The 13,700-nt window shown below is 68.7% G+C and carries 12 protein-coding genes; 7 read left to right on the top strand and 5 right to left on the bottom strand.

Going from position 1 to position 13,700, the window contains the following annotated elements:
- A partial coding sequence (locus tag ACFDS6_RS10830) for a transcription antitermination factor NusB (protein ID WP_375272178.1) occupies positions 1-665 on the bottom strand: 665 nt, incomplete at its 3' end.
- Positions 666-764: 99 nt separating this feature from the next.
- Here ACFDS6_RS10830 and ACFDS6_RS10835 point away from each other — a divergent pair.
- The 3 genes from ACFDS6_RS10835 (at position 765) to tal (ending at position 4,362) form a co-directional block, all read left to right on the top strand.
- Positions 765-926: a DUF1674 domain-containing protein gene (locus ACFDS6_RS10835; protein ID WP_375272179.1), complete on the top strand. Its 162-nt coding sequence runs from the start codon at positions 765-767 to the stop codon at positions 924-926.
- A gap of 144 nt (positions 927-1,070) precedes the next feature.
- Positions 1,071-3,152 carry a transketolase gene (gene tkt / locus ACFDS6_RS10840; protein ID WP_375272180.1) on the top strand — a complete coding sequence of 694 codons (2,082 nt, stop codon included), beginning with the start codon at positions 1,071-1,073 and terminating at the stop codon, positions 3,150-3,152.
- 103 nt (positions 3,153-3,255) lie between these two features.
- Positions 3,256-4,362, top strand: coding sequence for a transaldolase (tal, locus tag ACFDS6_RS10845; RefSeq protein ID WP_375272181.1), 1,107 nt, complete (start codon positions 3,256-3,258; stop codon positions 4,360-4,362).
- Positions 4,363-4,835: 473 nt separating this feature from the next.
- Here tal and wecB read toward each other — a convergent pair whose 3' ends face one another.
- The 4 genes from wecB to ACFDS6_RS10865 all read right to left on the bottom strand — a co-directional run bounded on the left by wecB (position 4,836) and on the right by ACFDS6_RS10865 (position 9,719).
- A complete protein-coding gene (gene wecB, locus ACFDS6_RS10850; protein ID WP_375272208.1) occupies positions 4,836-5,993 on the bottom strand; it encodes a non-hydrolyzing UDP-N-acetylglucosamine 2-epimerase in 1,158 nt (385 codons plus the stop codon).
- A gap of 91 nt (positions 5,994-6,084) precedes the next feature.
- A complete protein-coding gene (locus ACFDS6_RS10855) occupies positions 6,085-7,356 on the bottom strand; it encodes a sugar transferase (protein ID WP_375272182.1) in 1,272 nt (423 codons plus the stop codon).
- A gap of 36 nt (positions 7,357-7,392) precedes the next feature.
- On the bottom strand, positions 7,393-8,706 hold the full coding sequence (locus ACFDS6_RS10860; protein WP_375272183.1) for a nucleotide sugar dehydrogenase: 1,314 nt from the start codon (positions 8,704-8,706) through the stop codon (positions 7,393-7,395).
- 8 nt (positions 8,707-8,714) lie between these two features.
- Positions 8,715-9,719 carry an SDR family NAD(P)-dependent oxidoreductase gene (locus ACFDS6_RS10865; RefSeq protein WP_375272184.1) on the bottom strand — a complete coding sequence of 335 codons (1,005 nt, stop codon included), beginning with the start codon at positions 9,717-9,719 and terminating at the stop codon, positions 8,715-8,717.
- A 167-nt stretch (positions 9,720-9,886) separates the two neighbouring features.
- Here ACFDS6_RS10865 and ACFDS6_RS10870 point away from each other — a divergent pair, with 167 nt between their 5' ends.
- The 4 genes from ACFDS6_RS10870 to ACFDS6_RS10885 form a co-directional block, all read left to right on the top strand.
- Positions 9,887-10,351 (top strand): J domain-containing protein, encoded by a 465-nt coding sequence (locus tag ACFDS6_RS10870; RefSeq protein WP_375272185.1) that lies wholly within the window; start codon positions 9,887-9,889, stop codon positions 10,349-10,351.
- 99 nt (positions 10,352-10,450) lie between these two features.
- Positions 10,451-11,686, top strand: a complete 1,236-nt coding sequence (locus ACFDS6_RS10875) for a glycosyltransferase (protein WP_375272186.1) — start codon at positions 10,451-10,453, stop codon at positions 11,684-11,686.
- The gene (locus ACFDS6_RS10880; protein WP_375272187.1) at positions 11,683-12,786 is read left to right on the top strand and encodes a glycosyltransferase family 4 protein; all 1,104 of its coding nucleotides are present in this window, start codon (positions 11,683-11,685) and stop codon (positions 12,784-12,786) included. The genes ACFDS6_RS10875 and ACFDS6_RS10880 overlap by 4 nt, the downstream gene beginning before the upstream one ends.
- On the top strand, positions 12,783-13,700 hold a 918-nt coding region (locus ACFDS6_RS10885), incomplete at its 3' end, for a hypothetical protein (protein ID WP_375272188.1). The genes ACFDS6_RS10880 and ACFDS6_RS10885, both read left to right, overlap by 4 nt.

Here is a 13,700-nt window from a genome sequence, read left to right on the forward strand (position 1 = left end):
ATCGTCGCCGCGACGTCCTGCACCCACCAGCCGCCCTCGGCGTAGCCCGGCAGCGTTGGCACGTCGCCGCCCGCGACGCGCACGTGACCGGCGGCGAGCGACACGCCGTCCGGGTGCACCGCGCCGTCGCCGCGCAGCGTCAGGTCGAGCGGCGGCGGCACCGCGATCGCGCGCGCCGCCGCCTCGACCACCGCGTCGCCCCAGTGCGCGCGCCAGCGTTCGGCCACGTGCGCGGGCAACGTCGGCTGCTCGGGCAGCGTCGCGCCCTGCCGCATCAGCGTGCCGAACACGCCGTGGACCAGCCGCTTCGGCCCGCCGTCGATCAGCGGCAGCACGGTGGCGATCGCGGCGTGCGGCGGCGTGCCGAGCGACAGCGCTTGGACGAGCGCGATGCGCAGAACGAAGCGCGCCTTGGCATCGTCGGGCAGCCGCTGCTTCGTCGCCGAGTCGATCAGCGCGTCGAGGTCGGGCAGCCGCCTGAGCGTTTCCGCCGCGATCGCGTGCGCCAGGCCACGGTCCGGCCCGCCGTGCAGCGCGCGCGTGGCGAGCGGGATCGCCGCGTCGAGCGCCTCGCCGCGCCGGAGCACCGCGTCGAGCAGGCGAAGCGCCGCACGCCTGGGCGCGGTGCCCAGCGGCTCGCCCGCCCGCGTCATGTCACGCGCCATCAGCGCGCAGCTTCGTGGGAATGGGTGGTCGTCTTGAAGCGGATCATGCCGGCCCATATGTCGACCGCGCCCCCCGCACACAATCCGAAAGGCCGGTTCATGGCAAAGCGCCCCGACCACGTGAAGCCGCCCGAGTACCTCACCCCCAACACCTCCGTCCCCGCGCCCGAGCCGATGGAGCGCCCGGCCGAGGACCCGCTGGGTCGCGATCCGGTCCGCTACGGCGACTGGGAGAAGAAGGGCATCGCGATCGATTTCTGACCGGCCGGAGTTCAATCGGGCCGATCGTCGTCTGGAATCGTTACGCATCTGGAACACGCCGGGGCGACCGGCTAAGGCGACGGGCAGTCGGCAACCGGGTGCGCGCCGGTGCGTTCGCCCTTTAATCCGCAAAAAGGCTTCCCGATGACCGATACCGCGACTGCCCCCGCCGTTACCGCTAACAACGACACGCACGAGGACGGCAGCCCTGCGCGGCTCCAGATCGACACGATCCGCACCCTGTCGATGGACGCGGTGCAGAAGGCGAATTCGGGCCACCCCGGCACCCCGATGGCGCTCGCGCCGGTCGGCTGGACCGTGTGGAGCAACTATTTGCGCTACGATCCCGGCGCGCCGCAATGGCCCAACCGCGACCGCTTCGTGCTGTCGGTCGGCCATGCCTCGATGCTGCTCTACGCCCTGCTTCACCTGGCGGGCGTCGAGGAGGTCGGCAGCGACGGCAAGAAGACCGGCAACCCCGCGATCAGCCTCGACGACATCAAGCAGTTCCGCCAGCTGTCGTCCAAGACCCCCGGCCACCCCGAATACCGCCACACCACCGGCGTCGAGACCACCACCGGTCCGCTCGGGCAGGGGTGTGGCAATTCGGTCGGCATGGCGATCGCCGAGCGCTGGCTGGCGGCGCGCTACAACAAGCCGGGCTTCACGCTGTTCGACCACGACGTCTACGTCCTGTGCGGCGACGGCGACATGATGGAGGGCGTCAGCGCCGAGGCGGCGAGCATCGCGGGCCACCTGAAACTCTCCAACCTGTGCTGGATCTACGACAGCAACCACATCTCGATCGAGGGCGACACCGCGCTCGCGTTCGACGAGGACGTCGGCAAGCGGTTCGAGGCGTACGGCTGGAACGTTTTGCACGTGAACGACGTCAACGACCTGTCGGCGATGAACGCCGCGCTCGACGCGTTCAAGGCGACCGACGACCGTCCGACCTTCATCGTCGCGCACTCGGTGATCGGCTGGGGCAGCCCCAAGGCGGGCAGCGAGAAGGCGCACGGCGAGCCGCTCGGTGCCGAGGCGATCGCCGAGACCAAGCAAGCGTACGGCTGGCCGGAGAAGGACTTCTACGTCCCCGCCGATGCGAAGACTGCTTTCGAGCAGGCGGTGCGCGGCCGCGGCGAGAAGGCGCGGACCGAGTGGGAAGCACTGCTGGCGAAGTACACCGAGCATTTCCCCACCGAGGCGGCCGAGCTCAAGATGCTGCTCGCCGACGAGCTGCCTGATGACTGGGAAGACGCGCTCCCGACCTTCGACGCCGACGAGAAGGGGCTCGCCAGCCGCGATTCGAGCGGCAAGGTGCTCAACGCCATCGTCAAGAAGGTGCCGTGGCTGCTCGGCGGCTCGGCCGATCTCGCGCCCTCAACCAAGACCGACATCAAGGAAGCCGGCTCGTTCGAGGCGAACAATTACGGCGGCACCAACTTCCACTTCGGCGTGCGCGAGCACGGCATGGGCGCGGTGGTGAATGGCATGGCGCTGTCGCACCTGCGCGCATACGGCTCCACCTTCCTCGTCTTCATTGACTATATGCGCGCGCCGGTGCGCCTGTCCGCCATCATGGAGATCGGCTCGGTGTGGGTCTACACGCACGATTCGATCGGCGTCGGCGAGGACGGCCCGACGCACCAGCCGATCGAGCAGCTCGCCACGATGCGCGCGATCCCCGGGCTCGACACGATCCGCCCCGGCGACGCCAACGAGGTCGCGGAGGCTTGGCGCGCGCTGCTGAAGGACGGCAGCACGCCCGCCGCGCTGGTGCTGTCGCGCCAGCCGCTGCCGACGCTCGACCGGTCCAAGTACGCGAGTGCCGCGGGCGTCGCGAAGGGCGGCTACGTTCTCGCCGACAGCGAGGACCCGCAGGTCATCCTGATCGCGACCGGCTCCGAGGTGTCGCTAGCGATCAAGGCGTACGAGCAGTTGAAGGCGGATGGCGTCGCCGCGCGCGTCGTCTCGATGCCGAGCTGGTTCCGCTATGAGCGCCAGGACGAAGCCTACAAGGAGAGCGTGCTGCCCAAGGCGATCAAGGCACGCGTCGCGATCGAGATGGCGGGCGAGATCGGCTGGGACCGCTATGTCGGCTTCGAAGGCAAGACGATCGCCATGTCGACCTTCGGCGCTTCCGCCCCGATCGCCAAGCTTCAGGACAAGTACGGCTTCACGGTCGAGAACGTGGTCAAGGTCGCCAAGGAAGTAATGGGCTGACGCCTGCGCGCCCGCCGCGGGCGTTTCGCGGCGCGGCTTCCTATATAGGCACCACGACCATCTCACGCGCCGCGGCGCGCCGCGCGATCAAGAGGACCAAGGCATGAGCAAGCTCCAAGAACTCCGTGACAGCGGCCAGGCACCGTGGCTCGACTTCGTCGACCGCAAGTTCCTCGACGGGGGCGGCCTGAAGAAGCTGGTCGAGGAGGACGGCGTCACCGGCGTCACCTCCAACCCGACGATCTTCGAGAAGGCGATGGGCGCGGGCGACGCCTATGCCGCGGGGTTCGCCGAGTACGACCAGGCCAATCCCGGCGCGGAGCCGATGGCCCGCTACGAGGCGCAGGCGGTGAAGGACATCCAGGCCGCCTGCGAGGTGCTGCGCCCCGTCTATGACCGGCTGGATGCGAAGGACGGCTACGTCAGCCTCGAGGTCTCGCCCTATCTCGCGCTCAAAGGGCCGGAGACGGCCGAGGAAGCCGAGCGGCTGTGGAAGGCGGTCGACCGCCCCAATCTGATGATCAAGATCCCCGGCACCGACGACGGCGTCCGCGCGATCCGCGACACGATCGCCAAGGGCATCAACGTCAACGTGACGCTGCTGTTCTCGGTGGAGGCGTATAAGAAGGTGGCGCACGCCTACGTCGAGGGACTGGAGGAGCGCGTGTCGAAGGACATGGCGATCGACCGGGTCGCCAGCGTCGCGAGCTTCTTCGTCAGCCGCATCGACGGCAAGATCGACGACAAGATTGATGCCGGCACCGGTGGCGGCGAGGCCAAGGCATTGAAGGGCAAGGTCGCGATCGCCAACGCGAAACTCGCCTACGCCTGGTACCAGGAGTTTGTCGCCTCCGACCGCTGGCAGAAGCTCGCCGCCAAGGGCGCGCAGCCGCAGCGATTGCTCTGGGCGTCGACCGGCACCAAGAACCCCGACTATCCCGACACGCTCTACGTCGACGAGCTGATCGGCCCCGATACGGTCAACACCATGCCGCCCAAGACGATGGACGCGTTCCGCGACCACGGCACCGTCGCGCAAACGCTGACCAGCGACGTCGAGGGCGCGCGCAAGGTGATCGCCGATGCCGAGCGGCTCGGACTCGACCTCGGCGGCGTCACCAGCAATCTGGTCGACGAGGGCGTGGCGAGCTTCACCAAGTCGTTCGACGACCTGCTCGCCGCGATCGGCAAGCAGAAGGCCGACGCCTGACGACCACGTTTCCGCCGGCGGTCGCGTCGGCGGAAACGCCCCAGTCGTGGCGGCCGTGACGAGGGCTGTCCTACAGCGCACGGCACCGCTACCGCACCCGCAAGCGGCTTCGATCAAGGCTCTTTCACATCGCCCGATACAGCGCGACGCACGACGATAGCTCCCGGCTCAGCTCAGCCGAGCCAGTCAGCACACCTCATCCACACTCACGTCACCCCGGACTTGATCCGGGGTCCCGCTAACCTTGTCCGACACGCGGAATGGCCAGCATTCCTTCAACGAGTAACCGCCTCATTGGCGTGACCTTCGCGTGACCTTCAGACCCGCCACGACCGCGACGCCGCCCGCACTCACATTATTCAACCCCGCCACGATGTCGCGCTTCGTGCCCGAACGTCGCTACCCGCGACCACGCCTCTGCTTGTCGTTGGACTATACTTCGCGTGACCTTCCGCGATCAGCGGCCCGCAACTTCACGCGCTCGCCCGCAGGTCTCCCGCCGCGCGCGTCGCGCCCCAGGTGGCGAGCGCGTCGACGATTCGGCCGACCGCGTGGCCGTCGCCGTATGGGTTATGCACCGCGCTCATCGCGGCATAAGCGTGCGCGTCGGTCAGCAGCCGCGTCGTCTCGCGCACGATCGCTTCCTCGTCGGTGCCGACCAGCCGCACGGTGCCCGCGTCGACCGCCTCGGGCCGTTCCGTCGTGTCGCGCATGACCAGCACCGGCTTGCCGAGCGACGGCGCCTCCTCCTGGATGCCGCCCGAGTCGGTCAGCACCAGAGTCGCGGCATCCAGCATCGCGACGAACGGCAGGTAATCGAGCGGCGCGATCAGCCTCACGTTGGATAAGCCACGTAGCAGGCGGTTGACCGGCTCCTGCACGTTGGGGTTGAGGTGCACCGGATAGACGAAGTCGACCGCCGGGAAGTCGCGCGCCAGCCGCGCCAGCGCGGCGCAGATGCGCTCGAAGCCCCCACCGAAATTCTCGCGCCGGTGCCCGGTCACCAGCACCATCCGCCGTCCGGGCGCCGGCAGCGGCAGGCCCGCGGTGACGCGCGCGTGCAGCTCGGCGTCGCCGCGCAGTCGCGCCACCACCTTCAGCAGCGCGTCGATCACGGTGTTGCCGGTCACGGTGATGATGCGCGGGTCGACGCCTTCGGCGCGCAGGTTCTGCGCCGACCGCGTGGTCGGCGCGAAATGCAGCGCGGCGACCGCCCCGGTCAGCTTGCGGTTCGCCTCCTCGGGCCAGGGCGCGTACAGGTCGCCGGTCCGCAGCCCCGCCTCAACGTGCGCGACGGGCACGCGGTGCCAGTATGCCGACAGCGACGCGGCGAGCGTGGTCAGCGTGTCGCCGTGGACCAGCACGACGTCGGGCGTCTCCTGGGCGAACACCTGTGCCATGCCCGACAGCACCGCGGTCGCGACCCCGGTCAGATCCTGTCCCGGCTTCATCACCGCCAGGTCGTGGTCGGCGCTCAGGTCGAACAGGCGCATGACCTGGTCCAGCATCTCGCGGTGCTGCCCCGTTACGCACACCTTGGCATCGAACCGCGCGTCGGCGGCGAGCGCGAGTGCCAGCGGCGCCATCTTGATCGCCTCGGGCCGGGTGCCGAACACCGACAGAACCTTGATCAACGCTGCAACCCCATCTGACCGTCCCGGCATCGGTCTACCGCACAAGGCTTAACGAAGCAGTGCCGGCGCGACCACGCGAAATGCAGGCTCAGCGCGAGCCGAAGCCGGTCAGCATCGTCTTGATCGTGCGCACCACGATCAGCAGGTCGATCCACGGCGAGAAGTTGCTGATGTAGAAGAAGTCGTAGCTGAGCTTCTTCATCACGTCCTCGATCTCGAGCACATGGCCCTGGCTCACCTGCGCCCAGCCGGTGATCCCCGGCCTGACGATGTGGCGATAACGGTAGAAGGGGATCTCGTTCTGGTACCAGCGAGACAGCGGGATCGCCTCGGGCCGCGGGCCGATCCAGCTCATCTGCCCGCGCAGCACGTTCCACAGCTGCGGCAGCTCGTCCAGCCGGCTGCGGCGCAGGAACCGGCCGGGCGCGGTTATGCGCGGATCGCCGTCCAGCGTCTTCGCCGCCTCCAGCTCGGCCTGGGTGGCCGGACGGTTCACCATGGTGCGGAACTTCCACATGCGGAACGGGCGCCCGCGATAACCGACGCGCGGCTGCACGAAGAACACCGGCCCGCGCGAGGTCGCCTTGATGAGCCCTGCGATGACGACGAGCAGCGGCAGCAGCAGCACCAGCGCGACCGCGGCGGCGGCCGCGTCGGCCAGGATCTTGAAGCGCAGATAGGTGGGGTCGGGCACCAGCGAGCCGTTGGCGTTCTCCGACAGATGCTCCATCTCGACCCGCCCGGTCAGCGAGTGGATCAGGTCCTTGTAGTGCAGCACCGGCACGCCCGACAGCGCGCACTCGGCGAGGAACTCCTCCCACGCAGCCCCCATGTCGACGTGGAAGTCGGCGGCGACCGAGTGGTAGCCCGGCGGCAGCGCGGGCGCGTCCAGCGCGGTCCAGTTGACGCCCGGCACGTCGAACAACCGCGCCGCGCGCCCCATCGGCACCACGGCGATGAAGAATTGCTGGCGGCGCTGCAACTTGAAGTAGACGACATAGTGCCAGATCAGCGTGACCAGGAAACTGACCAGCAGCAACGGCCGGCTGTACCCCGCGCGCGTCATGAACAGCACCATGACCGCGACGCCGAAGGTCGAGGCGAAGATCGGGAACACGTAGTAGCTCGAACGAATACCGGGAAAGTTGCCCAGGTTGCGGAAGATCTGGTGCCCCGCGATCAGCGCGCCCGCGCTCGCCACCAGCGTGTTGGCGAACAGGCTCTCGCCGCTCAGCACGTCGAAGAAGGTGACCGCGGCGGTGAAGGGGATGATGATCGCCAGCAGCAGCGCGCCGCCCAGCTGCAGCGCGACGCCGTGCCACGGATCGACGCGGCGCGGACGATAGCCGGGCGGGATCACGCGCGCGCGTCCGTCGAGCCGATCACCGCGCCCGCCTCACAATCCCCAGCGGCGGATGCGCGCCGGAACGTGGCTGGGCGGCACGACCGCCTTCAGGTCGCCGAAGATGCCGTTGTCGGCGACCAGACCGGTCAGCGTCTCCGGCGACAGCGCCCGGTACTCGGCATGCGGCACCGCGAGCAGCACCGCGTCGTAGCGCGCGCTACTCTCGACCGGGGCGACGAACGGATCGGCGCACAGCGTCAGGCCGTACTCGTGCATCGCCTCGCCCGCGTCGGCGCGTGGGTCGTGCACGTCGACGAGGTGGCCGAGCGCGTGGAGCCGCGCGATCACGTCGGCGACCTTGGAATTGCGCAGGTCGGGCACGTCCTCCTTGAAGGTCAGGCCGAGCACCAGCACCCGGCGACCGGGGGCGAACCCCGCCATCAGTTCGTCGGCGACCCACTCCGCCATCGAATCGTTGATCGCGCGGCCGGCCAGGATGACCGCAGGCTCGTGCCCCAGTTCGCGCGCGCGGTGGCTCAGGTAGTACGGATCGACGCCGATACAGTGCCCGCCGACGAGCCCGGGCTGGAACTTCAGGAAGTTCCACTTCGTCCCCGCCGCCGCCAGCACGTCCCACACCGAGATGTCGAGCCGCGCGAAGATGCGCGCGATCTCGTTCATGAACGCGATGTTGATGTCGCGCTGCGCGTTCTCGATCACCTTGGCGGCCTCGGCGACCGCGATCGATGCGGCGGGAAAGCAGCCGCCGCTCGTCACCGCGCCGTAGAGCGCGCAGAGCCGCTCGGTCACCGCCGCATTCTCACCCGCCACCACCTTGGTAATGCGATCCACCGTATGCTCGCGGTCGCCGGGATTGATCCGCTCGGGCGAGTAGCCTAGGAAGAAGTCGTGACCGCGCACGAGGCCGCTGACCTCGGCGATCAGCAGGCCGCAGATATCCTCGGTGACGCCGGGATAGACGGTGCTCTCGAACACCACGATAGGGTTTCGCTCGGCAGCGATCATCCCGCCCACCATGCGTGAGGCGGCGCGCACCAGTCGCAGGTCGGGGACGTTGTCGGCATCGACCGGCGTCGGCACGGTGACCACGTACACGTCGGCGGGCGGGCAGTCCTCCGGCCGCGCGACGAGACGGAGCGTGCTGGCGGCGAGCGTGTCGGCGTCGATCTCGCCGGTACGGTCGCGGTGATCGTCGACCAGCTCGGCGATCCGACCCGCGTCGATGTCGAGTCCGATCGTGTCAAATTGCTTCGCAAGCGCGACCGCGAGCGGCAGCCCGACATAGCCGAGCCCGATGACGACGACGCGCGTATCGGGTCCGACCGGGGCTGGGCCGATCGTCACCGCACCGCTCACCCGGCGATCCGGTGATAGTCGCGGTACCAGGAGACGAAGCGCGGCACGCCCACGTCGATCGAGGTGGTCGGCGCGTAGCCTAGGTCGCGCTGAATTGCGGACACGTCGGCGTAGGTGCGCGGCACGTCCCCCGCCTGCATCGGCAGGTAGTTGCGCACCGCCTCGCGCCCCGTCTCACGCTCCAGCAGGTCGATCATGCGGCCGAGATGCTCGGAATTGCTGTTGCCGATGTTGTAGAGCCGGTGCGGCGCGTGGCTGCCGCCCGCCTTCTCCTCGCCGTCGTCGGGCGGAGGACTATCGTGGCATGCGACCACGCCCGAGACGATGTCGTCGATATAGGTGAAGTCGCGCTCCATGTTGCCGTTGTTGAACACCGGGATCGGCTCGCCCGCGAAAATCGCCTTGGTGAAGATCCACATCGCCATGTCGGGGCGGCCCCACGGGCCGTAGACGGTGAAGAAGCGCAGGCCCGTCAGCGGCAGGCGGTAGAGGTGGGCGTAGGTCTCGCTGATCAACTCGTCCGCCTTCTTGGTCGCGGCGTAGAGCGAGATCGGGTGGTCGACGCGGTCCTCGACCGCGAACGGCAGCTTGGTGTTGCCACCGTAGACCGACGACGACGAGGCGTAGACCATGTGCGCGGACCCGCGCGCCCGCGCGATCTCCAGCATGTTCAGGTGCCCGACCAGATTGGCCTGCATGTAGGCGTGCGGGTTCTCGATCGAGTAGCGGACACCGGCCTGACCGCCCAGGTGAACGATCTGCTCGAAGTTCAGTCCCGACAATGCATCGGTCAGCGCGGCCATGTCGGCGAAATCGACCTGGAGAAAGGTGAAGGCGTCGCCGAACGCGTTGCGCAGCTTCGCCAGTCGCGCCTGCTTCAGCGTCGGGTCGTAGTAATCGTTGACGATGTCGATGCCGATCACGCGGTCGCCGCGCGCGAGCAAGCGCTCGGCCACGTGCATCCCGATGAAGCCGGCCACACCGGTCACCAACGTTGTCATGTCCATCGTCCCCCAGCCGTGCGCAGTCCTAGCCACCACCATCCAAACCGCAACCCTGGAGCGTTTGGCCGTCCGGGCAATTGTACGTTTTGCGGGGTTCGGGCAGCGATTGCCGCCCTGCCCGCGTTGACGTAGCTTCGATCCCGGATAGGCGGCGCGCAAGGGCGATGGGGGAACACGACACCGATCTCTACGCAACGCTCGGCGTGTCGCCGCGCGCCGACAGCGCGGCGCTCGCGCTGGCGTACCGCGCGATGCTGCATCGCCACCACCCCGATAAGGGCGTGGAGCCGAGCGTCGAGCGGACGATCGCGGTGGTGCGTGCCTATGCCGTGCTGCGCCACGACGAGGAGCGGGCGCGCTACGATCGTACCCGGCTGCTGCGCTGGAGCGCGCGGCGGCGCGACGAGCCGAGCCCGCTGCTGCTCGCCAGCGACCGAGACGAAGTGCCGCTCGGGCGCGTGCCGGTTCGGGCCTATGCCTCGGCCGGACTGATCGCGCTGTTCGCGCTGGTGCTGTGCCTGGGCACTGCCTTCGCGTTGATCGTCCTGCAACATGTCGAGACCAGCGCGGTCGAGACCAATGCCGGGCACTATTCCGGCCTGAACGGCGAGCGCGCGACCGGGCCCTGACGCCGGGTGATCCTTGACGTACTCGTTCTCGACGGCACGCGCGTTGCCGCGCGCGGCCTCGCCGGTTATAGCATCTGGCGGGGGCGCGTAGCGAACGGCATGTCGACAGCACGGACGATGGATCATGCCGCGCCGCGGTCGGGCGAGCGCCCGGCGGTGTTGTACATCAGCTACGACGGCATGCTCGAACCGCTCGGGCAGAGCCAGGTGATCGCCTATCTCGAGGGGCTCGCCGATCGGTACCGCTTTCACCTGCTCAGTTTCGAGAAGCCGGCCGACTGGGCCGACACTACGCGACGCGCGCACGTCGCCGAGCGGTTGCGCCGCGCCGGCATCCACTGGCATCCCTTGACTTACCACAAGGCGCCCAGCGTGCCCGCGACCTTGTTCGACATCGCGCAAGGTACCGCGCGCGCGCTGGCGATCGCCGTGCGGCACCGGGTGCGGATCGTTCACGCGCGCAGCTACGTCGCGGCGCTGATGGCACGCGCGGTGAAACGCACGACTGGCGCCAAGCTGTTGTTCGACATGCGCGGGCTGTGGGCGGACGAGCGGGTCGATGGCGGGCTGTGGCCGCGCGAGGGGAGGGTATACCGCACTGTCAAGGCGCTGGAGGAAGGGCTGCTGACCCACGCCGACCACGTCGTCACGCTGACCGACGCATCGGCCGACGAGATCGCGACGTTCCCCTACCTGCGCGGGCGCGACGTGGCGATGTCGATCATTCCCACCTGTGCCGACCTCGATCGTTTCCGCCCGCCGACCAGCCGCGCGCCGGAGCCGTGGACGCTCGGCTATCTCGGCTCTGTCGGAACCTGGTACCTGTTCGACGAGGTGCTGGAATGCTTTCGCCTGATTTTGGAGCGCCGGCCCGACGCGCGGTTGCTGGTCGTCAACCGCCACGAGCATGATTTCATCCGCGCGCGCGTCGCCGCGCTGGGGATCGCGCCCGAGCGGCTCGAACTCGTCGCGGCGGACCACGCGCAGGTGCCCGCGCTGATCGCGGGGATGACCGTCGGCGCGGCGATCATCAAGCCGGTATATTCCAAGATCGCCAGCGCTCCGACCAAGCTCGCCGAATATCTCGGTTGCGGCGTGCCGTGCCTCGGCAACGCCGGGGTCGGCGACATGGAGGCGGTGCTCGAGGGCGAGCGAACAGGCGTCGCGCTGACCGATTTCTCGCCCGCGGACCGTGCAGGCGCGGTCGACCGGCTGTTCACGCTGCTGAACGATCCCGCGCTTGCGTCCCGTTGCCGCGACACGGCCGAGCGGCTGTTCTCGCTGGACGCCGGCGTCGCCGCTTACGCGCGGATCTACGAGGAATTGCTCGCGTGAGGCGCCGTCGGATGCTGGTGCTGTGCCCGCACCCGCAGGGTGTCGCGGCAGGTCAACGGCTGAAGTACGAGCAGTATATGGATGACTGGCGCGCGGCCGGCTGGGATATCACCGTTTCGTCCTACATGGACGACGCGATGTGGCGCGTGGTGTACGAGAAGGGACACGCGCGCGCCAAGGCAGCGGGGGTCGCGCGCGGGCATCTCAGGCGAATGCGCGACCTGGCGCGGGTGGCGCGCTACGATCTGGTCTACGTGTTCATGTGGGTGACGCCGGTCGGAACTTCGGTGTTCGAGCGCCTCGTCAGGCGCTTCGCCCGCCACGTGATCTACGACGTCGAGGATAACGTGCTGGTCGGGCAGCGGCTGGACAAGGGCGACAACCCCAATCCGCTGGCCAAGCTCATCAAGGGGCCGGGCAAGGCGCGCTACCTGATCCGCACCGCCGACCACGTCATCGCCAGCTCGCCGTTCCTGGCCGAGACGTGCCGGGGAATGAACGCGCGCGGTGCCGCGACCTACATCTCGTCCTCGGTCGACACAGATCGGTTCGAGCCGACCGGCCGCTACGACAACGACCATCCGATCGTCATCGGCTGGACCGGGACGTTCAGCACCAAGCCGTTCCTCGACCTGCTGGCGGACGTGTTCCGGCGGTTGGCCGAACGGGTGCCGTTCACGCTCAAGGTCATCGGCAATTTCGACTACGACTTGTCCGGCGTGCCGCTGGAGGTGGTGCGATGGAGTGCGGCGAACGAGGTCGCCGACCTGCAGACGTTCGACATTGGCGTCTATCCGCTGCCGATTGACGATTGGGTGACCGGCAAGAGCGGGTTGAAGGCGATCCAGTACATGGCGTTCGCGCTGCCGTGCGTCGCGACCGAGGTCGGCACCACGCCGCTCTTGATCCGCGACGGCGAGAACGGCTTGCTGGTACGCAGCGACGACGAGTGGGTCGATGCGTTGGAGCGGCTCGTGCGCGACGCCGATCTGCGCCGGCGGCTGGGCACCGCGGCGCGCGCCGACGCGGTGGCGTGTTACTCGCTCCACGCGGTCGCGGGACAGTATCGCGCAGTGATCGACTCGGTCAAGGGAGAATGACGCGCGTCGCGCTGATCTGCGACAATGGGCGGATCGCGCAATGGCAGCGGCGCGCGCTTGAGGAAGCGGGCATCCGCCACATCGTGCTGCTGCTCGACTGTCGCAACACGGAAAGCGAGCGGCGCTGGGCGCGCCATGCAGGCTATTACCTGCTCAACATGCTCGCGATCCGCAGCCGCGAGACGCGGATGGTGGCGATCGAGGATTGCGAGATCGCGATCGACGAGCGCGTGGTGTTCGACGCCGATACCGCGGGCGCGTGGCAGTCGCTGCCCGACGCGGTGCTCGCGCGCCGGCGCAGCGTCGCGCCGGACGTGATCGTCAAGTTCGGCATGGGGCTGCTGCGCGTGCCGCCGCGCGACGTGCTCGCCGCACCGATCCTGTCGTATCACCACGGTGATCCGGCGGCGTATCGGGGGCGTCCGGCGGGGTTCTGGGAGACGGCGCACGGTACGCCGGTCTTGGGGCAGGTGGTTCAGGTGCTCGCCAACCGGCTCGACGCGGGCGCGGTGGTCGCCTTCGCCGAGACCAAGGTATATCCGCACAGCTACTGCGCGACGATGATCGAGGCGTATCGCCACTCGCCGCTGCTGCTCGGGCCGGCGATCGCGCGCTCGGTGGCGGGCGAGCACCTCCCAGCCGGGCACGGGCCGAACCATCGCCTACCGTCGAACATGGCGGTCGCGGGCGTGGTGTTCGGGATGGTGCGCAAGTGGCTGGGGCGGCTCGTCTACGGCGCGCTGTTCGAAAAGGAGTGGCGCGTCTCGGTCGCGGCGCCACCGCGCGACCCGCTCGCCGCCTCGCCGGAAGGCGCGCGTGTGCTGCCGGTGCCGCGCGGCTACACGATCCTGGCCGATCCGTTCCTGTGCGCGAACGGCGACGTGCTGGCGGAAGGCGTTCATGCGCGGAGCGGC

This window comes from Sphingomonas sp. (assembly GCF_042095875.1).
In the GTDB taxonomy this organism is placed as follows: domain Bacteria; phylum Pseudomonadota; class Alphaproteobacteria; order Sphingomonadales; family Sphingomonadaceae; genus Sphingomonas.

What these genes read in the sequence shown, in the direction of transcription:
- ACFDS6_RS10835 (WP_375272179.1), top strand. Translation starts at nt 765, where the DNA reads ATGGCAAAGCGCCCCGACCACGTGAAGCCGCCCGAGTACCTCACCCCC.
- tkt (WP_375272180.1), top strand. Translation starts at nt 1,071, where the DNA reads ATGACCGATACCGCGACTGCCCCCGCCGTTACCGCTAACAACGACACG.
- tal (WP_375272181.1), top strand. Translation starts at nt 3,256, where the DNA reads ATGAGCAAGCTCCAAGAACTCCGTGACAGCGGCCAGGCACCGTGGCTC.
- ACFDS6_RS10865 (WP_375272184.1), bottom strand. Translation starts at nt 9,719, where the DNA reads ATGACAACGTTGGTGACCGGTGTGGCCGGCTTCATCGGGATGCACGTG.
- ACFDS6_RS10870 (WP_375272185.1), top strand. Translation starts at nt 9,887, where the DNA reads ATGGGGGAACACGACACCGATCTCTACGCAACGCTCGGCGTGTCGCCG.
- ACFDS6_RS10875 (WP_375272186.1), top strand. Translation starts at nt 10,451, where the DNA reads ATGTCGACAGCACGGACGATGGATCATGCCGCGCCGCGGTCGGGCGAG.